This is a genomic window from Mesorhizobium sp. M0058, from assembly GCF_040323095.1.
Lineage (GTDB): Bacteria > Pseudomonadota > Alphaproteobacteria > Rhizobiales > Rhizobiaceae > Mesorhizobium.
In genome coordinates, this window is sequence record NZ_JAMYUQ010000001.1 from 192203 (window position 1) to 214271 (window position 22069).

The following is a 22069-nucleotide window of genomic DNA, read 5'->3' on the forward strand; positions in this document are numbered from 1 at the left end:
GATCCTGCGTGCGCCAGCCGGGTCCGTCGGGTCGGCCGGCCGCACAGTTTTTTTCATCCCGCTGGAACATTGGCGAAGGAATGCAGTTGGGGTCGCTGCAGATGCCGCCGCGTGGTGCCTGTGGGCGATTGGTGGCAACACCTGATCGGCCGCCGCTCCTTTACGAGGCGGCTTAGCGTGTGAGCCAATCCTGCAGCAAAGGCCTTGGGATTGGAACGACCAACAGGAGGCAGTCATGAAGCACCAGACACTCGATCAACTCCAGTCAGTCGCGGACATCAGTCCACTATCGCCGGCTCTGCTGGCTACAAGGACGCAACGGATAGAGCGGTGGGCGGAACTGCTCTATCGAAATCCGACGCGCTCCCTTGTGGCTCTCACCGGGACTGAGCATCTGCATCCCTCTGTCCGCGGAGAAGCGCGCGCGGTCGGATCGGCGATCAGTGTCGCCTTTGACGATCCACTGCTGCGTGCATCGGGCATGCAATCGGATACCTACGGGGAAGCCAGACGCTTCTTCGAACTCTCCGATTGGCAGTTGCATGAGATCGTCTGCAGTTGCCACACCGGCGCCACCATGCAGGCTGGCTGGGCCGCCGGACGTGTCCGCAGGGTCCTCAATGGGAGCAAGATATTGGCTTGGCTGAGAAAAGGATTCATGCCGCACTGAGACACAGCGCTTGCGCCTGAAGAAGCATGCAGGCTCCAGCAGAGATTGCGTCGGCTCCGCGAAGGCATGGCTGACCTCAATGGAGTAGGGCGGCCGAGTTGCTTGCGACTTCAGAAATGACGTTCACCATTGCTTAGTGGACCTCGTCAGGGTGATCGGCAATTTCGTGAATAGCGAGTACCAGCGCCAGTTTCGACCAACCGGTCGGCAGCGCCCTCGTGACCAAGCGGGGTTACTTATCCTCGGTGCGTCACATGTGCGCTTCGTCAGCGGTATAGCCTGCCAATCCCTCCACAGCCGTTTTGACGCTGCGAAAAGCTCGAGGCGTGAGGGGGCAATTTAACCCAGGAATCCCGAAAACGGCACTTCCGCTTTCGGCCCCGAAATTGAAATTCGAGGCCCGCCCCATCACCCCGGAAAAATCGTAAACCCGCCATCCACCCGCAGCACCTGCCCGTTGATAAACCGCGCCCGCGGGCCAGCCAGAAACGCCACCGCCTCGGCGATCTCCTCCGGCTCGGCATAGCGGTTCAGCGACTTCTTGCTGGAATCCATGCGCTCCGGATCGACCACGCGGGTCGCCTGGAAGCGTGCCGTCTTGGTGGCGCCGGGGCTGACCGCGTTGATGCGCACGCCGTCGTCGATCAGTTCCTTGGCGAGACAGCGCGTGTAATGCACGACCGCGGCCTTCAAGGTGGAGTAAACGACCTCGGGCGAGCAGCCGAGATGTGCCGCCGCGGAGGCGATGTTGATGACGGAGCCGCCGCCGCGCTGCTTCATCGGCGGCACGAAGGCCTGGCAGACCAGCATCGTGCCGATCAGATTGTTCTCGGTGAGCACGCGGATGTCGTCGAGTTCGATGTCGAGGGCGTTGTTCGGGTTCGGCTTGCCGCCCCTGGCGCCGATGTCGCCGCCGGCACAATTGACCAGCACATGGACGTCGCCGAGATCGGCCTCGATCTTGCGCTTCATCGCGGCCACCGCCTTCTGGTCGCCAATGTTGCCGGTCACCGACGTCACCTTCGTGCCGTGCCGCTTCAGGCGCTCGACCACTTCGCTCAGATTGGCGAACTCGCCATATTTGGCCGGCGCTTCCTCGTCCATGTCGTGAATCGCGACATTGGCGCCGAGTTCGGCCAGGCGCTCGGCCATCACGCGGCCGAGGCCGCGGCCGGAGCCGGTTACGAAGGCGGTCAATCCATCGAGTTCACGTGCCGTCATCGGATATTCTCCATCAAACCAAATTTGCGCATGTTGGCGGCGCTGCGCCGGATCATGTCGAGCTCATAGGAAACCAGTGAGACGTCGGCTTCGCGCTCCCAAGGCGTGCGGTAGTCGGCATCGTCGGGCAGCCGGTTGCGCTGCGCGGCCGCCAGGCAGGCGGCAAATTCGCGTGCCGTCTTCGGGGGATAGCCGCGCCACCAGTCGTCGCTGAGATAGCGGACATGCCGCGCCTCCAATGCGCCCGGTTCGAGGACGGCGGTCAGGCGATCATGGTGCTGGGCAAGAATTGCAAACAGCTCGGCGAACGGCACAGCACCGTCACCGATGGCGCAGCGGATTAGCCGGTAACCTTCGGTCGTGAACTGCACGCGGTAATCCTTGAGGTGGACATGGCGGACATGGGGGGCGATCGCGCGCGTGAAATCGAGCGGCGCTTCGCCGACCGGGAACGTGTTGCCGGTGTCGAAGGTGACGCCCACACTGTCACCACCGAGGGCGCAGAAATCGACGAGTTCCCGGCTGGTAAAGTCCTGGTGGTTTTCGATCGCAAGGACATACCCGTCGGCATTCGCGCGGGGACCCCACTCCACCAATCGCCCCCGAATGATGCCGGCGTACTCGCTCCATTTTTCGCCGGCGGCGTTGCGGTCGCCGCAGAGAATGGGCGTCAGCGCCGTGCGGATGATTTTGGCCTTGAGCAGGCGCGCGGCCCGAAAGGCATCGTCGAGCGGTTCGCCCACCAGCAGGCCGCCGCTGACGACCGGCGTGATGCCAAGGCCGGCGAGCCGTTCGCGTAGCGCGATCACCGCGTCGTCGGAAAGCTCGCTCAGCCATGGCACCCAGATCTCCAGCACGCGCGCGCCGAGTTCGGTCGCCAGCGCGATGAAACCTTCGAGCCCCGCAGGCCTAGGATTGGCGCGTGGCGTGCCGCGACCCTGCAGGCCGAGATGATAGGTCAGGCCGTAGGGGTTCAGGCCGACCTCGAGCATGAAACGATCCTTTGAGTCAGGTGGGGTCATCGCAGGCCGGCGTCCACGGTGATCGACTGCTTGGTGATCATGCGGCTGTCGTCGGCGGCGAGGAACAGTACCGTGCGCGCGATCTCCTCGCCGAGCAGAATCTTGCGGATCACCTGGCGCTGCACGACCTGATCGACCGAACCTTGGGTCTTGTACCAAAGCTCCCGCTGCCGGTCGGTGATGACGGCGCCCGGCTCGATGGCGTTGACGCGGATGTTGTCGGGGCCAAACGCCCGCGCCAGCGCGAAGGTCAGCCCGACCACCGCAGCCTTGGCCGCCGCATAGGGGGCCATCTCTGATGCGCCGAAACGCCAGGCGATCGAGGAAAAATTGACGATCGAACCAAAGCCCAATTCCTGCATGTGCGGATGCACGGCCTGGGCGGCAAAGAAATGGTGCCTGAGGTTCACATCCTGGGCGTGGTCCCAGTATTCCTGCGTCACGTCGGCGACCGAGAGGCGATTGTCGTCGGCGGCGTTGTTGACCAGCACTGCGACAGGCCCGAGGCGGTCGCGCACCGTGCCGATCGCGGCCTGGAGGGCGGGGATATCGGTCACATCGCAGCGCAGGAACAGGGGCGCGTGCGCTGCCGCGGCGGCGAGTTCCCGCGCGAGCGCCTCGCCGGCCTCCTGCTGCAGATCAAGAAACGCCACTCGTGCGCCATTGGCGGCGAAGGCGCGGACCGTGTCGGCGCCGATGCCCGACGCACCGCCGGTGATCAGCACGACGCGCTCGGACAGGCTCGGATAGGTGGCGAAGGACAAGGCGGAACTCTTTTCAAATCAAGCTTTGGTCAGATCGGGTCAGATCAGGCGTTGGGTCGTCGGGTCGAACAGGCACGCACGCGCCATGTCGATGCCGAGCGTCACCGTCTCACCCATAAGCGGCGTGCCGTCGGGGTCGAAACGACCGGTGATCTCCTTGCCGCCCAGGCGCAGGACGGCCATGGTCTCCGCGCCTGTCGGCTCGACCAACTCGACCACGGCATCGATCTGCGCGATGCCCGGCTTGCGGCGCGCAAGATCGGGATCGAAGCGGTAGATGTGCTCGGGACGGATGCCGAGCACGAGCTGTTGCGGCGTGTCGGATGGGAGCGCCTGGACGATCGGCAGGCTGGCCGTCTTGCCGTCGGCGGTCTGCAGGACAACAGTGCGGCGACCGCCTTCCTGGCTCAGTTCGGCGGCCAAAAAATTCATCGCCGGCGACCCCATGAAGCCGGCGACGAACATGTTGGCCGGACGGTTGTAGATCGTGGCGGGATCGTCGAATTGCTGGACCTCGCCCTGATGCATCACGGCGATGCGCGACGCCAGCGTCATCGCCTCGACCTGGTCGTGGGTGACGTAGACGGTGGTCTTGCCGACGCGGTGATGCAGCTTCTTGATTTCGGTGCGCATGTCGACGCGCAGCTTGGCATCGAGATTGGAGAGCGGCTCGTCGAACAGGAACAGTTTGGGATCGCGCACCAGCGCCCGGCCCATGGCGACGCGCTGGCGCTGGCCGCCCGAAAGCTGTCCGGGCTTGCGCCCTAGCAGCGGTTCGATCTGCAGGAAGGCGGCAACCCGCTTGACGGCCTCGTCCTGCTGCGGCTTCGGGACGCGGCGGCTTTCCATGCCGAAGGTGATGTTCTCGCGCACCGTCATCGTCGGGTACAGGGCATAGGACTGGAACACCATGGCGATGTCGCGGTCCTTCGGCGCCACCGAATTGACCAGCCGCCCGTCGATGCGGATCTCGCCGGAGGTAACGGATTCGAGCCCGGCGATCATCGCCAGCAGAGTGGACTTGCCGCAGCCGGACGGTCCGACCAGCGCGATGAACTCGCCGTTCCGCGCTTCGAGATCGATGCCCTTCAGCACCTCGACCGCGCCGAAGTTCTTGCGCAGCGATCGGATGATCAATGTCGACATGCAATGCCCTTCACTTGATCGCGCCTCATTTGATGGCACCTTGCGTCAGGCCGCGCACAAAATACTTGCCGCCGAAGAGATAGATCAGCAGCGGCGGCAGCGCGCCGATCAGCACGGCGGCGCTCATGACATCGTAGGCGCGCACATTGGTGCCGCTTGCCGTCAGCGCGACGAGCGCTGCCGTGATCGGCTGTTGCTGCCCGGAGGTGAAGACGACGCCGAACAGATATTCGTTCCAGATGCCGGTGAACTGCCAGATCACCGTGACGATCAGGATCGGTGAGGAGAGCGGCAGAATGATCTTGCGGAAGATGCGCCAGAAGCCGGCGCCGTCGATGCGCGCCGCCTTGATCAGGTCGTCGGGGATGCTGACGTAGTAGTTGCGGCAAAACAAAGTGGTGAACGAAATGCCCTGGATGACGTGGATGAGGACGAGCCCGTAGACCGAATTGCTAAGGCCGAGATTGCCGAGGATGAACGCCCACGGCATCAATGAAATCTGGCCCGGAATGAAGACGCCGAGCAGCATGCAGGTGAACAAAGCTTCCGAACCTCTGAAGCGCCATTTCGACAGGATGTAACCGTTCATCGCGCCGACCGCCGTCGAGATGATCGTGGCCGGGATCGTCATCTTCAGGGAGTTGTAGAAGTTGCGCTGCATGCCCTCGCAGGTGCCGCCGATGCAATAGGTGCTCCAGGCCTGGCCCCAGGCATCGAGGCGGAAGCTGCGCGGCAGCGAGATCAACCCGTTGCGTGCGATCTCCTGCTGGTCGCGGAATGAATTCAGCACCACGACCAGCAACGGGACCAGGTAGATCGCCGCGAAGACGACCAGCAGCCCATAGATGGCGAAGCGGGTGAGAAAATGCCGGCGCGACGCGACTGCGGCAGCGCGACGGTCGAGCGACTGGTCCAGGGAGACGTCAGCCACGGCCGGCTTCCTTGCGCCGGCGCCAGACCACCCAGAATGAATAGGGCACCAGCACCACGGCAACAGCGGCAAGCATCATGATGGCGGCGGCCGCACCTTCGCCGATCTGGCCGCGTTGGAACATCAGGTCATAGACGTAGATGGCGGGGAAGGTGGTCGAGATCCCCGGGCCGCCTTTGGTCAGGGCCGCCACGAGGTCGAAGGTCTTGATGGCGAACTGGATCTGGATGACGGCGACCGCCAGGAAGATCGGCGCAATGGTTGGCAGAAGCACCTTGCGATAGATGCGGAACGTCGATGCGCCGTCGATCTGCGCGGCCTTGACGAGGTCCTGATCCACCGAGCGCAGGCCGGCCAGGAACAGCGCCATGGCAAAGCCCGAGGCCTGCCAGACACCGGTGATGATCACCGCGTAGATCGCATAGTGCCGGTCGCTGGCGAGTGCGAAACTGAAGCTCGCCCAGCCGAAACCGCGCACCATGGCCTGGATGCCGTCGGTCGGATTGTAGAGCCAGCTCCAGACCGTGCCGGTGACGATGAAGGAGACGGCCAGCGGATAGAGAAAGATCGTGCGCCAGGCCGCTTCGCCGCGCACGCGCTGGTCGATCAGGATCGCCAGCAGCAGTCCCACCGCCACCGAGCCGACGATGTAGAAAGCGCTGAAGAAAAACAGGTTGTTGTAGGCGATGTTCCAGCGCCGGTTCGCCCACAGCGACGCGTAGTTCTCCAGGCCGACGAAGCCGTAGGTCGGCAGCAGCGAGGAGTTGGACAGGGAGATATAGAGCGTCCAGCCGGTGAACACGAAGACGTAGACGAAGCTCGCCACAAGCGAGGGGCCGAGCACCAGCAAGGGCATCGCGGAGCCCAGCCGCTCGCGCAAGGGGCGGGCGGGCGTCGGTACCGACAGGATCAGGTCGTGATTTGACATTCAGAGCACAGCATTGGCAGAGCACGGGACTGAAAGGGAGGACGGCCGGGCGGATAGGCATCGCGCCCGGCCATTCCCGTCTATTTCTGTGCTTCCGCCGCGTCGGCCATCGCATTGGCGCCATCCTCCGGCGACATGTCCGGCGTCGCCACGAACTCGGTAACGGAGTCCATGATCGCGCCGCGCATCTTCTGCGGGATGGTCATGTTGTGCGCCATCGAGCGGACCAGCGTGCCGTCCTTGATCGAAGCCTGCAGATCATTCTGCGAGAGCTGCTGGCACGGATTGAAGCCCTTCGACAGATCGATATCCAGGCGCGCGGGGATCGAGCCCTTGGCCTGGTTGAAGACCGTCTGGAAGTCGGGCGACAGGATCAGGCTGGCCAGCAGCTTCTGGCCGTCGATGAAATCCTGGTCCTTCTGCTTGAAGAACACGACCGAGTCCGAGTTGAGGATGAAGCCGGGTTTGCCCCAATCGGTCGGCGCCTGGGCGCAGACATAGTCGGTGCCTTCCTTGAAGCCAGCGGCGGTCAAAAGGCCGATCGTCCAGTCGCCCATGATGTGGAACGCCGCGTCGCCCTTGCCGACGAGCGCCGACATCGAATCCCAGTCGCGGCCGACCATGCCCGGATCCATGTACCTGCTCGTCATCAGGCGCATCTGCGTGAAGGCCTTGACCATCCCCGGGCTGCGCATGGACTCGACATCGCCTTCGACGAAGGCCTTGCGGTAGAGATCGATGTCCTGGCCGTAGAGCACGACCTCGAACACCGTCGAATCCGTCCAGTCGGCGGTCGAATGCGAGATGCAGATCTTGCCTGTGGCGACGATCTTGTCGCAGGCGGCATTGAACTCGGCCCAGGTCTTCGGCATTTCCGCCACGCCGGCCGCCTGCATGACCTTGGGCGAGGCCCAGAGCCAGTTGATGCGGTGGATGTTCATGGGCGCGGCGACCCATTTGCCGGTCGGCTTCATCACCGGAAGCAATTCCGGCGCCACCACTTTCTCCCACCCTTCCGAGGCCGCCAACTCGTCGAGATCGGCGGTCATGCCGGTCTCGTTCCATTCGGCGATCTCAGGGCCTTTGAGCTGCACGGCAGGCGGGGCGTTGCCGGCGATCACGTCGGCGCGCAGCTTGGCCAGCGTATTGGCGGTGTGGCCGGCAATCGAGGTCTGTTCCCATTTGCCGCCCTTGGCGGTGAACATCTCGCCGAGCTTGGCGATCGCCTGGGCGTCCGATCCGGTCGCCCATTGGTGCAAAAGGTTGGTCTTGGGCTCGGCGAAGGCTGTTCCGGCGAAAAATGTGCACGCAGCAGCGGCCGCAAACGCGGTCATGACGGACTTCATCGTTTCACTCCCATATCGTGTTGCACGGTTCGTCTCGACCGCTTATGGCCGCGGTTTGAAGCCGCCGCCGGCGAGATGCGTCAATCTCGAGTTCTTTCCAAGATGACATATTGGAGCTATCAGTCAACGATGTTTATGTTGAGCCATGACAAAACCTTCGCTTAGAACCTGGCTGATCGACAGACCCTCCGCGTCGCCGGAGAGCATGATCGTGCGCTGCCTGAGCGAGCGCGGCGCACTCTCGGCGTTGCAGATCGCACGCGCCACCGGTCTGGCGCGCTCGACGGTGTCAACCGCGCTTAACGGCTTGAAAAAGTCTGGAATGGTGATCGAAGCCCCGACCAGCCGCGACGGCATCAGAGGCATCGGCAGGCCAGCCGCGGCGGTGACGCTCAATCCGACAGCGGGCACCTGCGTCGGCATTCACCTGGCTCTTCAGCAGATACGGCTCATCGTCGCCGATGTCTCGCATTCCGTCATTGCCGAACAAAATATTCCAATGGCGCTGGACTACCAGCCGCAACAGGCGGCCCAGGCGGTCAAATCGGCGATTGCCCAATCCTACAGGGAAAATGGTCTGCCGATGGCGGGGCTCCTGGGGGTTGGTGTCTCCGTCTCCGGCCCTGTCAGCCGCGATGGAGTGGTGCTGCGCGCAAGCATGGTTCCAACATGGGCCGGCGTCAACATACGAGATGTGTTCGGACCCGTCCTGGAACAGCCGATCTTCGCCGACAATGAGAGCAACTGCGCGGCCATTGCCGAGCTGATGTGGGGTGCGGCCGTCGGCCAGGACGATTTCGTGCTGTTCAAGATCGATCTGGGTGTCGGCGGCGCCATTGTCCAGCATGGCCGGCTGGTGACGGGCGTCGCCGGCGGCGCCGGCGAATTCGGGCACATCAGCATCGATCCCGGCGGCGACCTTTGCCGCTGCGGCAATCGCGGATGCCTGGAGCTCTACGCGAGTTTTACCCGGCCGCTGGAACAGATTTCGCGTGTCGTTGGGCGGCAAGTCACCATGGACGATGTCATCGCCATGGCCGAGCAGGGCGACGTCAGGGCGTTGCGGATGATCGAGGATACCGCCGAGATCGCCGGCCGGGGTCTCGGCCTGATCGGCTCGGTGCTCAATCCGCCGCTTATCATCATCGGCGGCCACATGGCTTTGGCAGGGGACATTCTGTTGACGCCGCTGATCGCGTCCTATGAACGCCATACGCTGATCAAGTCCCGCGATATCGCTCCCGCCCTGCGCACGCGCATCATCGTTGGCAAGCACACCGAGAACGATGCCTTGCTGGGCGCGGTCGGCCTCGTTTTGAGACACCAGACGAAGGAACTGTCGCTGGGGTGATCGTCAGGACCTGCCTGTGCTTGTTCAAGTCAATTGCACGTGTCGGCAGCCTTGAGCGCTTCGGCGCGGGACGATTTGGGCAAATCCGCGATCCGCCGGACAGAAGCGTAAAACCTTGGATAGTTGCCCGAACACAGGTCGAACAAGCGAAGAAAGGCCGGAACCTGTTCACCGTAGACAGAAGTTGCCGCGAGCTTGGCGTTGTTTATCGGGGCAGCGAACCAGGCGTCGTATCCCCGGTATCCCGCCCAGTGCCTGTCGCGCATCTGCCGGTAGCGCGCCCGCATCCTCTCGATCGCGGCTTTCTTTGCAGTCGCCATCTTTTCCGGGGTGCGGGGACTACCATAGACCTGCCTTAGCTCGTCGCGCGTCTTCGCCACCAGTCCAAGAAAATCGGCGCTGCGCTTGCGATCGGCTTCGTAGCGGCGCAATCCGGCCCGGTCGCCGGCGGCGCGGAGCCATTTCCTGACGCCGCTGGTTTCGACGGCAACGGCGAACGCCTCGTTGAATGCGGAATCGCCATCCACATAGAGGCGCTGATGCGCCAGCTCATGAAAAACAAGGCTGGCGAGATAGGTGTCGTCCTGACGCAGCATGGTGCTCAGTAGCGGGTCACTCGACCAGCCAAGCGTGGAATAGGCGGTGACGCCCGAGACATAGACGTCCAGCCCCTGTCTTTGAAGTTCGACTGCGTTCTCAGTCGCGGATTTCCGGGAGAAATAACCCCGGTATGGAACGCAGCCGAAGACCGGAAAGCACCATGTTCGTGGCGCAAGCGAGAATTGCGGCGCGGCAAAAACGGCCCAGGTCACGGCATCGCGATGGATGTCGACATAGCTGCGGTAGCTGTTGTTTTCGGGCAGTGCCAGCTCATCTGTCCCAAACCGTCTTATGGCGCTGGCCGACGTCAATTTGGCGCGCAATGCTTCAGGCGTCGAAGGATCACGGATGAGTTTTGCAATATTTTTGCGGGCGGCCATGATCTGCGCGTGACCCTGCAACGACTGCGCGTAGTAGGAAATGCTCGTGCAGCCGGTCGCCCCGGACGCGATGATCGCCGCGGCAAGCATCCGAAGAACGCGCTTCACTGTTTGCCCACCCTTGCCCATCTCCCCATGCAGCAAACGTCCTGGTCACCCTCAAACAGGAGGCACCGGTTTCCGTCAAGAGCTGCAGGGGTAGGGGGCGACACCGACCTGGGCAGGGCGATGCGGCCATTCGCCTACGATTGACGAAAGTCCGCCGCAGGGCGGAGCGAGCGAGATACGGACCGTCCGTCGAGGCGCGGTTCCCCCAAGCTGCCGCGCGCTACTGGTCCGAAAACCTCACGCTCACGCCGCGCTGGCGAAAATAAGCCTGCATCAACTTACGGCCCGAGCGGTTGTTCTGCGCCAATTTTGCCGGATCGAACACCGCCTGTTTTGCGCCCTCTCGTGTCAGCGCTGCCTTGAGCGTCGCGATATGGGCGTCGATGTCGGCATTGTCCGCCCGCAGCGAGGCATAGATACTTTCGGTCGCTTCGGCCACAGTCGGTTCGCTCACAGATGTCGTCCTTTGGTTAGTTGGGCGGCGGCTTTACCACAGATTTGCGGCTCCGACGATATCGACTGAACCGTCAGAGCACAGCGCCCAGGGCGCAAAACCGCAAAACGTATGTATTCGGCCCTGCTAAACATTGCCCGGCAGGCGAATGGGTCTAACTATCGTTACGAAACGGGGGGAATCAGGTGGCTGCCAATCGTCGAAACGAGATCTCATCGTCCGAGCGAGGGCTAGGACGGATTCTTGCGGCAGGCAATGCCCATCCGCGCACAGCTCTGCCTACCGTGGCAACCATCGTCACGACAGTAGCTGCGCTGTATTTCGGTCGTGAGGTGTTCCTTCCCATTGCCATCGCGCTGCTTTTGACCTTTGCGCTGGTGCCGATGGTCTCCGCACTGAAGCGTGTCGGCTTGCCTCGGCTGCCCGCAGTGCTTCTGAGCGTGATTGGCGCATTCGCGGCCCTGGGCCTGTTCAGCTTCATTGTTGCGACCCAGGTAAGCGAGCTTGCTCAGAACATTTCCGTCTACCAGACAAACATTCTGACCAAGGTGCGTTCCCTCAAGGAGACGGGCGTTGGTGGCGGCATAATTGCCAGGCTGAGTGGGGTGATCGAGCGCGTCGGTCAGGAGATCGACAAGCAGGATGTGGCGCCGCCTGCGGCCGACAAGCCCCGGCGCGAGCCTGTTCCCGTCGAGATCGTCGCCCGCGAGAGACCTCTGGAGGTATTGCAGAACATCATCGGACCGTTGATCAGCCCGCTGGCATCAGCTGGCCTGATCATCATCGTCGTCATCTTCATGTTGCTTGAGCGCGAGGATCTGCGCGACCGGTTTATCCGCCTCGTCGGCTATGGCGACCTCCATCGCACAACGCAGGCATTGCAGGATGCCGGCAAACGGGTTGGCCGCTATCTGATCATGCAATTGGTGGTGAACATCGTCTACGCCATACCAATCGCAATTGGCCTTTGGGTGCTCGGCATTCCCAACGCGCTGCTGTGGGGGTTGCTGGCACTGGCGCTGCGCTTCGTTCCCTATATCGGCCCTGTTATCGGCATGCTGCTGCCCTTGTTTCTGGCCTTGGCGGTTGCGCCCGGCTGGTCGCTGGTGCTGTGGACCGCCGCACTGTTTGTCGTCATGGAATTGGTAACCGGCAACGTCATCGAACCGTGGCTCTATGGCTCGCGCACGGGACTTTCTCCTTTGGCAATCATCGTTGCGGCAATTTTCTGGACATGGTTGTGGGGGCCGCTCGGCCTGGTCCTTTCGACGCCGCTGACAGTTTGCCTCGTCGTCCTCGGGCGACATGTTCCGCAGTTCGAATTTCTCGACGTCCTGTTTGGCAACGAGCCCGTCCTTGAAGCTCATGCCCGGCTCTATCAACGGCTCCTGGCCGGCGATCCCGACGAGGCAACTGACCATGCCGAGGAGATCCTCGAGGAGAAGTACCTGATCGATTTCTACGACACGGTCGCCATTCCTGCTCTCCTGTTGGGCGAGCAGGACCGCATGCGAGGCGTGATGGGCGATCAACAGCGAAGGCAGGTGGCGGCGAGCGCCCAAATTCTTGTGGCAAATCTTGCCGACGATGCACAGGAAGAGGCAAGCGAGGAAGATGCGCCGACAACCACCGCCGAAGGGACCGCGAGCAAGGAAACAGATGGCATCGAAGAGGAAGAGATCGAACTGCCCGACGGCAAGGACATGTCGGTGCTTTGTGCCGGCGGTCGCGGTGAACTCGACGATGCCGCTGCCGCCATGCTCGCTCAGGTGCTGGAGGTGCAAGGTGCTACGGTGGCGAAGGCCAGTTTTGCCGATATGGAGCCGGCAGGTATTCGTCGTCTCGAACTAGAGGCGATCGACACCGTCGTGGTCGGTTTCCTGAACCGGGATTCGCTCAAGCATGCCCGCTTTCTGGTCCGCAGACTGAAGCGCGCCAAGGCAGGTTTGAGAATTGGGATTGTGTTCTGGTCAGACGCGGAGCAGGGCGATGTCGGGCAAGAAAGGCAAGCTTTGGCCGCCGACATCAGCGCCGATTTCGTAGCCCACGGCATGGTCAACGCTGTGCTTGGCGCACTTTCTCCAGCGCCGGCCGTTCCCCTCAAAGTCGTTTCGAAACGCCGCGATCGACGGCGTCCGGCCCCTCGAAAACGGATCCCGGCCCAGGCAACGGCCGCAACAGCCTAGCAGCACCGCCATGTCTCAGATTGCCGCGCCGGCGCTGGAATCTCTGGTGCGACGGCAAGATCGTCCCCACTCGCAAGCCATGGAACAATCTCGCGGCCTTGCGGTTCCTAACATCGAAGGAGAACCCCCATGCTTAGATTCCTTATCCGCCTCGGCGCGATCTACGCGGCGTTCCAGATCGGCCGAGAGTTCGGCCGCAAGGAGACCGAAATCATGCTCCTGCCGCCGCCCGTTGACTACGAGCGGCACCCCACGTCAAGAAACGAAACCGATTTCGGAGAGGCATAGGACCGCTCAATCTGTCTGGTCGATTTGGCCCATGCTGGCGCCGTCCCTGCGCGGGGCGCATTATCCTGCGAACGAACCGGCCTCTTGGCTGTGCCAGGATGGATCCGGGTAATGCAAATTGAGCCGCTATCTCCGCCGCTCAAACGCGGCATAACGAGGTTGACCGTGCGTCGAGGAATGAGTCTCTCGCAGATCTTGGCGTTGAGCCGATGGAGAAGGCATGACCAGCACGGGCAAGGCACGACCCTAAGAAAGTGGAAGGGAAGAAGCACTGGTGCTGTCAATTGCCAGGGGGACCGGCATCACCGAGGATCAAGCGCGCGATCTTGTTCGCCTGATCGGCACCGGCCGCAATTCGCTGTTTCCGTGAGGCGCGGCAGCTGCTCCGGCAGCGCCTGAGCTACTTTAGACCGAAGGTGCTCAGAGCACGGCTATCCCGTCGCCTTATGTTGCCCGGCGGTCATCGCTTTGAGAGCCCGGACCACCTCTGCAGGTCCGGCGGGTTTCATCACTCTTACGCCAGACGAGAACGCTTCGGGGGTTTCCTCGAGCCCCAAGCCGGAATAGACGATGAAAGGAACCGCCCGCCCTGCCAAGGTTTTTGCCGCGTCAACAGCCTCGCCGTCCGACAGCCTGACGTCCAGGATCGCTGCGGCGGGGGTATGGTCCGCAAGAAAACGTTTCGCCTGGGAACATGTCGCCGCCAATGCCACGGCAAAGCCCGCCTCCGAAAGAGTGGACTCCATATCCAGTGCTATCAAGGCTTCGTCGTCGACGACAAGGACCAAGGGTTTGCCCATGCGCGGATGATCGCACGTTTGTAGATGGAAGACGAGTCGAGGCTACGACCCTTTTAGGGTCCGGTTCCCGTACGCAGCGGGTCGAGACCGCGAGCAATGGGAACCAACTGATCCAAGCCGCATTATATTTGGTTGGACTGGACAAGGTGTTTGGGATGCATGAAGCAACACAGGCGAATGTTGTCGCCTTCGAAAACCGGGGGGTGTCCAGCAATGACGGTCTGGATTTCGATTACAAGGATTTCTTCGAAAACGGCGCCGTTGCCCTCCATCTGGTGAACGCAGACGGCGTAATCGTGCATGCCAACCAGGCTGAGCTCGACCTTCTCGGCTATCCCGCAGAGGACTACCTCGGTTGCCACATCGCCGAGTTCTATCCCGACCGGGACGTCATAGAGGACATTTTGGGTCGCCTTGCCAATGGCGAGAAGATCGTAAGATATCCGGCGCGATTGAGGGCCAGCGATGGATCGATCAAGCACGTCGAAGTCACCTCAAGCGGACATTTCCGGGACGGCAAGCTGATCAACACCCGGTGCTTCACGGTCGATGTAACCGACTTGGTGCACACCCGCTCGGAGCTCAGGCAGCATGACAGTACCTATCACCAGATACTCGACGGCCTACCCGTCGCCATCTACACGACCGATCAGGATGGGACGATCACCTACTACAACCGCGCCGCGGCCGATCTGGCAGGCAGGGAGCCTGAAATCGGCAAGGATAAATGGTGCGTGACGTTCAAGCTGTTCACTGCCGACGGCAAGGAATTGCCGCACGATGAATGCCCGATGGCCATTGCGCTCAAGGAGAACAGGCCGGTCCGCAATCAGCAAGCTGTTGCGCAACGTCCCGACGGATCGTTTTTTCCGTTCCTGCCCTACCCGACACCGCTGCGGGACGAGCACGGCGCTCTGATCGGCGCCGTAAACATGCTGCTGGACCTGACGGACCGCCAACGTGCCGAAGAAACCAGGCAGCACCTCTCAGCGATCGTGGAATCCTCATTTGACGCGATCGTCAGCAAGGATCTCAACACCATCATAAAAAGCTGGAACCAGGGCGCCGAACGGCTTTTCGGCTATACCGCCGACGAAGCGATTGGCCGGTCGGTGACCATGCTGATCCCCGAAGACCATCAGGACGAGGAACCCCGCATTCTCCAACGCATTCGCCGCGGCGAGCGCGTCGAACCATTCGAAACGACCCGCCAGCGCAAGGATGGCAGCCTGGTTCCGGTTTCACTGACGATATCGCCCGTGCGTAACGCAACCGGGCAGATCACCGGCGCATCGAAGATAGCGCGAGACATCACGTCGACGAAGGAGAATGAATATCGCATCCGCATGCTGATGCGCGAGGTCAACCACCGGGTGAAAAACCAGTATTCGGTCATCCTGTCGATGATCCGGGAGACCAACAAGCGATCGGAGACGCCAAAACAATTTGAAACCCAGGTGCGCGAGCGCATCATGGCGTTGTCACGATCTCACGACCTGCTTGTATCGGCGGATTGGAAGGGTGCCACGATCAGCGACCTCTTGGCGGCCCAGGTCGAGCCTTTCCCGCGGGGGGATTTGATCGAAATGTCGGGCCCATCATTGGTGCTCAGTCCCAACGCAGTTCAGTATCTCGGGATTGCCTTCCACGAACTGGCGACCAACTCGGCCAAATACGGGGTTCTCTCAGGGGACAAGGGCCGGATCTCGGTCACATGGGGCATCACCGGTTCCGGTGCTTCGAGGCTCTTTCACCTCACCTGGGTCGAAACCGATGGGCCGCAGGTTCAGACTGTCGGACAAGGTGGCTTTGGAACCGTGGTGCTGAAGCGGGTCGCGCCCGCAGCGGTTAGTGGGCAGGGAATTCTCGAACACGGTCCGCATGGCATAACATGGAGCTTGGAAGCGCCTTTGGCTTCCGTAGCAGCTTCTGCCGTCCATGAAGCTTAGAAGCAGGAAGCAGCCCTGCAACGAGCATTCGTCAATTGGAAGCCCTTGATGCGGCCTTTGCCGAGCGAAAACCCCGTTTCCGCTAAAGATCGCCAGAGCCATTGCTAAAGTCGACAGAGCAAATCACCGGCAGAGGGCGCATTTCGTTGCACGGAACGGGACAGGACCGGCGTAGCCAGAGGCGAGGTAACTATGGACATCGACGAGTTCCGTGCGACCCTTCAGGGTGTAGAGCCCCCGGCGAATCTTGGGATGGCGCTCCACGCTCTATGGTGGGATAGACAGGGCGATTGGGAGCGGGCGCATGAGTGTGTGCAGGCCAACGAATCTGATCCGGCCTCTGTATGGGTTCATGCCTATCTGCACCGCAAAGAAGGCGACCTTTCTAATGCAGCCTACTGGTACCGCCGCGCCGGGCAGCCTGTGGCAACTGGCAAGCTAGACGCAGAGTGGGAGTCGATTACAGAATCACTTCTTGCAGGATAGTGAGGGTCGCCCAAGGGGCAGCCTAGCGCCTCATCGCCCCCGTAGAGGCGAAACTCACCTCCGCCCGATGGGATCGGCTGGGCCCAGGAGGTCCGAACGTTTCCGCATAAATTCATGCAGCGAGATTGTTCTCGCGATTCCGTAAGGTCTCTGTTTAATAAGCTATATCTAATATTGACTATTTTCTGTCGCTCAAAAGTCGCAGACTTCATTTTACTGATCACCGTTAGCTTCTTGGTAGCTCTCACGACTATAAACTTCTTGCGGGCGAATAGCTTTCATGCTGCCTTCGCGCACTCAGGAATCAGGGAGCTTAGGCATGGCGGAGCGGATTGCGCGTGATGGGTTTTGGGTTTTGCATCTCGCGCGCTTGCCGCAAGTCGTGTCGCTTCGCTCCGGCACTTCCGCCTTGACGATCCTAACTGTTGCCCTTGCGCTGAGCGCCGCGCCAGCTCGGGCCGATGGCGGCAATGGCAGCAGCGCAGGCGCTGGACAAGGTGGCGTTGACGGCGCGCTCGCGAGTGCCACGGGTCAGAATGCCGCCAATGGCGCGACCGCTGGTGGCGGTGGTGGCGGCATTGACCTCACGACGGGTGACGGGGCGCCAGGAGGATCGGGAGCGGTAAGTGGGACAGCCAACAACCCAAATGGCGTTGCCGGTGCCACTGGTGCTACGGGTCTGGTCATCTCGACAGACGGGACCATTGCAACCAGCATCAGCGGCGGGGCCGGCGCTTTGGGCTCCCCTGGCACGAATGGCGTCGTCAGGAGCGGCGGCGGTGGCGGTGGCGGTGTGGGCGTCAGTGCCACGGCCGACGTTACAGTCACTGGCACAGGATCGGTGAGTGGTGGCACTGGCGGCCGAGGTGGGACCAATGGCAACAGCGGCAGCGGTGGCGGCGGCGTCGGCATATTCTCGTCCGCAAACGTGTTTGTAGAGGCGGGCGGCAGCGTTACCGGCGGCACGAGTCTTTCCACAATTGGGGTCCAAGCAGGTGCTGGCGGCGGCGCAGCTGCCATCGTCCTGATGGGCGGCGGGACAATCCAGAACAGCGGGAATCTGCTCGGGGGTGCCGGTGGAAGAACAGTTCTCGGCGGCGGTGGGGACGGTGGCGCCGCTGTTCTGCTGCTTTCAGGTGGAACCGTCATCAACAAGCTAGGTGCGACGATCGTTGGCGGCAGTGGCGGTCAGGGCTCCTTGGCAGGCGGCGATGGCGCCGCAGGGATCAAGGGCGCCAACATCGCGGTCATCAATGCGGGTACGATCAGCGGCGGTGCCGTCGGCACCGGTGGCGGAACGCCGGCAGCCGGCAAAGCCATCCAGTTCACCGGCGGTGTCAATTCGCTGGAGATTCAGGCCGGCTCCACCATCACAGGCAATGTGGTCGCTTTCAGCGCCGCGGATACATTCAAGCTGGGTGGCGATATCAGCGCCAGTTTCGGTGTGTCGCAGATCGGCGCTGGCGCCAAATATGACGGGTTTGGGTTCTACGAGAAAACCGGAAACAGCACCTGGACCCTAACGGGGACGACAACTGCCGTCACGCCTTGGACCTTGTCCGGCGGGACCCTGCAAATTTCGAGTGACAACAATCTGGGCGCCCTCTCGGGCGGCTTGACCTTCGACGGCGGCACGTTGCGCACGACCACCAGCTTCGCCACCAATCGCAATGTCCTGATCAATTCGACCGGCGGGTTTGACACGGTGGCAGGCACGCAGTTGGACGTGTCAGGCCAGGTGACCGGCACCGGCACACTGGTCAAGAGCGGCGCCGGCACGCTCAACGTCAGCAATTTGTCCAACAACTATACGGGTGGCAACATCGTCAATGCAGGAACGCTTGCCGGCAACACCGTGGCGATCCGTGGCGACATCCTGGACAACGGCGCTGTCTCGTTTCTCGACCTCGGCCCCCACACCTTCGGCGGAAATATCTCCGGCTCGGGCAGCGTCGACATCGAAGGCTTCGGCACGCTGACGCTGACCGGTGCCAACACCCACAGCGGCGGCACCAAGGTCGGGACCGGCAAAAGCATCTCGGTCGCGTCGGACCAGAATCTGGGTGCCGCGACGGGCCTGCTGACACTCGACGGCGGCGAACTCGGCACGACAGCAAGCTTCGCCATGAGCCGCGATGTCAACCTCACTTCCGCCTATGGCTACTTCCGCGCGGCGGCGGGTACGACGCTGACCGCCAATGGCGAGCTGAGCGGCGTGGGCGGCGTCTACAAGGAGGGCGCCGGCACCCTGGTGCTCAAGGGCGACAGTACCTATTCCGGCCGCACCACCGTCGACAGCGGCAAGCTTATCGTCGAGGGCTCGCTCGGCAGCACCGAAACGACGGTAAACAGCGGCGGCACGCTGGGCGGCTCCGGCTCGATCGGCGGCGCGGTGATCGTCGCCGATGGCGGTGTGCTGGCGCCGGGGTCCAGCCCTGGCACGCTTACGGTCGGATCGCTCAGCCTGAGCTCCGGTTCTATGCTCGACTACGAGCTCGGCCAGGCGGGCATTGTCGGCGGCGGTGTCAACGACCTGATCGAGGTGACCGGCGCGCTGACGCTGGACGGCAGCCTCAACATCACCGATGTCGGCGGCTTCGGGCCTGGCGTCTACCGGCTCATCAATTATGGCGGCGCCCTCACCGACAATGGTCTCGAGCTCGGCAATCTGCCGGCCGGTGTCACGGCCGCCGACCTGACGGTGCAGACCTCCGTCGCCAACCAGGTCAATCTCGTCAGCAGCGTCGGCACCGACTTGCTCTTCTGGGATGGTGACGCGGCCGGCAACGCCAACAATGATCTGGTCGACGGCGGCAACGGCACGTGGACGGCGACAAGCCTGAACTGGACGATGAGCACCGGCCTGGTAACTGGCGCGATGAAGCCGCAGCCCGGCTTCGCCATCTTCCAGACGCTCGGCGGCACCGTCATCGCCGACGGCAGCGCCGGCGCGCTTGCGATTACGGGAATGCAATTCGCCGCCGATGGCTACCGCATCGAAGGCGACGCCATCACGCTTGATGGCGCTGGCGGCGAGAGCATCATTCGGGTCGGCGACGGCACGGTGGCCGGAGCAGGTTACACCGCCACCATCGCCTCCGTGCTAACCGGGACCAGCAGCCTGACCAAGACCGATGCGGGCACGCTGGTGCTGTCCGGCGCCAACACCTACACGGGCGGCACCTCCGTCCTGGGCGGCGTGCTATCTGTTTCAGCCGACAACAATCTTGGCGTTGCCGCTGGCGGCCTGACGCTCTCCGGCGGGACGCTGCGCAACACAGCGGCGTTCAGCTCGGCGCGCGACGTCACGCTTTCGTCGGCCGGCGGCACCTTCGACACTGTGGCCGACCTGACCTTGTCCGGTGCGATCTCTGGCGCTGGCAGCCTTGCCAAGACCGGCGCCGGCACGCTGACGCTTACGGGAACGAACAGCTATGGCGGCAACACGTTGGTCAGCGCTGGCACGCTGGTCGGCGATGCAACCTCGATTCGTGGCGACATCGGCAATTCCGGCACTGTCGTGTTCGACCAGGCGGCGGACGCCAGCTTCGCCGGCGATATCTCCGGCACCGGCGCAATGATGAAGGATGGCGCCGGCGTGCTGACGCTGTCAGGCACGTCGCTGCTGGACTGGACCGTCAATCAAGGCGGCCTCGTCTCGGCAGCCGAGCGCTTCGGTGGCGATGTCGCGATCGGCGCCGGCGCCTCCTTCACATTCGACCAAGTCGCCTCCGCCAGCTATGCCGGCGTGCTCTCGGGCGCCGGTACGTTCATCAAGGACGGCCAAGGCACGCTGCTGCTCGCGTTGGACAACTCAGGCTTTACCGGCGCCACTACGGTCAGCGGCGGCACCCTTGCCGCGGGCGCTGCGAACGCGTTCAGTTCCTCCTCGCAGTTTTCCGTCGCCTCGGGCGCCACGCTCGATCTTGCCGGCACGTCCCAGACGATTGCGGGGCTGAGCAACGCCGGAACGGTGCGCATCGCGGGTGGCGACCCAGGCGACACACTTACCGTCAGCGGCGACTATATCGGCAATGGCGGCGCCGTCATCCTCAACACGGCGCTCGGTGGTGACGGTTCGCCGACCAATATGCTGGTGATCGCCGGCAACACGTCAGGGACTGGTACCCTTCAGGTCGTCAATTTCGGCGGGTCGGGCGCCCAAACGGTCGGAGGCATCAAGATCGTCGACGTCGGCGGCGCCTCGAACGGCAGCTTCTCGCTCGACGGCAATTATACCTTCGAAGGCGATGCAGCGGTCGTCGCGGGCGCCTACGCATACAGGCTCTACAAGAACGGCGTCAGCACACCGGCCGATGGCGATTGGTATCTGCGCTCGGCCCTGGTCAACGGCGATCCCGATCCGCAGCCGCTCTATTCGCCCGGCGTGCCGCTGTACGAGGCCTATGAAGGGGTGCTGCAGGCGTTCAATGAACTGGGCACCATGCAGCAACGCATTGGCAATCGGTCGTGGGGCGAGGGTGCTACGCCGCAAGGTGCGGACCTGCCAGGCCAGGGCTCGGTCGACGGCAAGGCGATATGGGCGCGCATCGAAGCTGCCCATGCCGAGATCAAGCCGGAGACGTCGACCTCCGGCACGAACTATGACGTGACCACCTGGAAGCTGCAGGCCGGCGTCGATGGCCTGCTGCACGAAAGCGACGCCGGTACCCTGATCGGAGGGATTACGGCCCACTACGGAACCGCGTCGTCGGACGTCTCCTCGATCTTCGGGGCAGGGTCGATCGCTGCCACCGGCTACGGCGTCGGCAGCACGCTCACCTGGTTCGGCAGCGGTGGCTTCTACGTCGACGCGCAGGCCGAGGCGACATGGTATGACAGTGACATCCGGTCGGCCACGCTGGGCACCACGCTTGCGGACGGCAACAACGGTTTCGGCTACGGGCTGAGCGTGGAGACCGGACAGACGATCGCCCTCAACGGCAACTGGTCGCTGACGCCGCAGGCCCAGCTTGCCTATTCCTCGGTCGACTTCGACGCGTTCACCGACCCGTTTGGCGCCGTCGTGTCGCCCGGCAGCAGCAACAGTCTCGTCGGCCGCCTCGGCCTCTCCGCGGACTATGAAGACCAGTGGGTGGACGATGCGGGGCAAGTCAGCCGCACGCACATTTACGGGCTCGGCAACCTTTACTACGACTTCCTCGACGGAAATGATGTCGATGTGTCTGGCACGAAACTGGTCAGCGAAAATCAGGCGCTGTGGGGCGGTGTCGGCCTTGGTGGCTCGCTGAGCTGGGCGGACGGTCGCTACGCCGTCTTCGGAGAAGGGACAGCGCGGACAAGCCTCAAGGATTTTGGCGATAGCCACGCCCTGGGCGCCAAGCTCGGGTTCGCTGTGAAATGGTAGCGGCGATCAAGCTGGACATGTCGACCTTGGCTTGAGGGTCGTGTCCGGCACGGCTATGGAATCCGGACTTG

17 protein-coding genes are annotated in these 22069 nt (G+C 62.7%); 7 read left to right on the plus strand and 10 right to left on the minus strand.

Annotated features, from left to right (window positions below):
• Positions 1-235 precede the first annotated feature (235 nt).
• Complete coding sequence (locus NKJ75_RS01035) at positions 236-670, plus strand: hypothetical protein (RefSeq protein WP_023671095.1); 435 nt, start codon at positions 236-238, stop codon at positions 668-670.
• Positions 671-1078: 408 nt separating this feature from the next.
• On the opposite strand, the gene NKJ75_RS01040 is transcribed toward NKJ75_RS01035, so the two are convergent.
• The 7 genes from NKJ75_RS01040 to NKJ75_RS01070 all read right to left on the minus strand — a co-directional run bounded on the left by NKJ75_RS01040 (position 1079) and on the right by NKJ75_RS01070 (position 8028).
• Positions 1079-1891, minus strand: a complete 813-nt coding sequence (locus NKJ75_RS01040; RefSeq protein ID WP_023744135.1) for an SDR family NAD(P)-dependent oxidoreductase — start codon at positions 1889-1891, stop codon at positions 1079-1081.
• The gene (locus NKJ75_RS01045) at positions 1888-2883 is read right to left on the minus strand and encodes a sugar phosphate isomerase/epimerase family protein (RefSeq protein WP_023744136.1); all 996 of its coding nucleotides are present in this window, start codon (positions 2881-2883) and stop codon (positions 1888-1890) included. The genes NKJ75_RS01040 and NKJ75_RS01045 overlap by 4 nt, the downstream gene beginning before the upstream one ends.
• Positions 2884-2909: 26 nt before the next feature.
• Positions 2910-3677: an SDR family NAD(P)-dependent oxidoreductase gene (locus NKJ75_RS01050; protein ID WP_023744137.1), complete on the minus strand. Its 768-nt coding sequence runs from the start codon at positions 3675-3677 to the stop codon at positions 2910-2912.
• A 39-nt stretch (positions 3678-3716) separates the two neighbouring features.
• Complete coding sequence (locus tag NKJ75_RS01055; RefSeq protein WP_023744138.1) at positions 3717-4823, minus strand: ABC transporter ATP-binding protein; 1107 nt, start codon at positions 4821-4823, stop codon at positions 3717-3719.
• A gap of 25 nt (positions 4824-4848) precedes the next feature.
• Positions 4849-5754, minus strand: coding sequence for a carbohydrate ABC transporter permease (locus NKJ75_RS01060; protein WP_023671100.1), 906 nt, complete (start codon positions 5752-5754; stop codon positions 4849-4851).
• Complete coding sequence (locus NKJ75_RS01065) at positions 5747-6682, minus strand: carbohydrate ABC transporter permease (RefSeq protein WP_023833640.1); 936 nt, start codon at positions 6680-6682, stop codon at positions 5747-5749. Before NKJ75_RS01065 ends, NKJ75_RS01060 begins: the two co-directional genes overlap by 8 nt.
• Positions 6683-6762: 80 nt before the next feature.
• Positions 6763-8028: an ABC transporter substrate-binding protein gene (locus NKJ75_RS01070; RefSeq protein ID WP_023833639.1), complete on the minus strand. Its 1266-nt coding sequence runs from the start codon at positions 8026-8028 to the stop codon at positions 6763-6765.
• A 145-nt stretch (positions 8029-8173) separates the two neighbouring features.
• Here NKJ75_RS01070 and NKJ75_RS01075 point away from each other — a divergent pair, with 145 nt between their 5' ends.
• Complete coding sequence (locus NKJ75_RS01075) at positions 8174-9379, plus strand: ROK family transcriptional regulator (RefSeq protein WP_023683166.1); 1206 nt, start codon at positions 8174-8176, stop codon at positions 9377-9379.
• Positions 9380-9408: 29 nt separating this feature from the next.
• Here the strand turns inward: NKJ75_RS01075 and NKJ75_RS01080 are convergent, their stop codons facing one another.
• A complete protein-coding gene (locus NKJ75_RS01080; protein WP_031197615.1) occupies positions 9409-10449 on the minus strand; it encodes an aminopeptidase in 1041 nt (346 codons plus the stop codon).
• 238 nt (positions 10450-10687) lie between these two features.
• A complete protein-coding gene (locus NKJ75_RS01085; RefSeq protein WP_023671105.1) occupies positions 10688-10921 on the minus strand; it encodes a hypothetical protein in 234 nt (77 codons plus the stop codon).
• Positions 10922-11106: 185 nt separating this feature from the next.
• Here NKJ75_RS01085 and NKJ75_RS01090 point away from each other — a divergent pair, with 185 nt between their 5' ends.
• Together NKJ75_RS01090 and NKJ75_RS01095 are read left to right on the plus strand one after the other, a co-directional pair.
• Entirely contained in the window at positions 11107-13107 is a 2001-nt protein-coding gene (locus tag NKJ75_RS01090; RefSeq protein WP_023833638.1) for an AI-2E family transporter, read from the plus strand.
• Positions 13108-13236: 129 nt separating this feature from the next.
• Positions 13237-13395 carry a hypothetical protein gene (locus tag NKJ75_RS01095; protein ID WP_023744144.1) on the plus strand — a complete coding sequence of 53 codons (159 nt, stop codon included), beginning with the start codon at positions 13237-13239 and terminating at the stop codon, positions 13393-13395.
• Positions 13396-13826: 431 nt separating this feature from the next.
• On the opposite strand, the gene NKJ75_RS01100 is transcribed toward NKJ75_RS01095, so the two are convergent.
• Positions 13827-14195: a response regulator gene (locus tag NKJ75_RS01100; protein ID WP_023747091.1), complete on the minus strand. Its 369-nt coding sequence runs from the start codon at positions 14193-14195 to the stop codon at positions 13827-13829.
• Positions 14196-14350: 155 nt separating this feature from the next.
• On the opposite strand from NKJ75_RS01100, the gene NKJ75_RS01105 reads away from it, so the two are divergent.
• From NKJ75_RS01105 to NKJ75_RS01115, 3 genes are all read left to right on the plus strand, one after another.
• The gene (locus NKJ75_RS01105; RefSeq protein WP_031203896.1) at positions 14351-16144 is read left to right on the plus strand and encodes a PAS domain S-box protein; all 1794 of its coding nucleotides are present in this window, start codon (positions 14351-14353) and stop codon (positions 16142-16144) included.
• 192 nt (positions 16145-16336) lie between these two features.
• Positions 16337-16630, plus strand: a complete 294-nt coding sequence (locus tag NKJ75_RS01110; protein ID WP_023704064.1) for a hypothetical protein — start codon at positions 16337-16339, stop codon at positions 16628-16630.
• A gap of 319 nt (positions 16631-16949) precedes the next feature.
• A complete protein-coding gene (locus NKJ75_RS01115) occupies positions 16950-21998 on the plus strand; it encodes an autotransporter outer membrane beta-barrel domain-containing protein (RefSeq protein WP_352499048.1) in 5049 nt (1682 codons plus the stop codon).
• Positions 21999-22069: the final 71 nt, after the last annotated feature.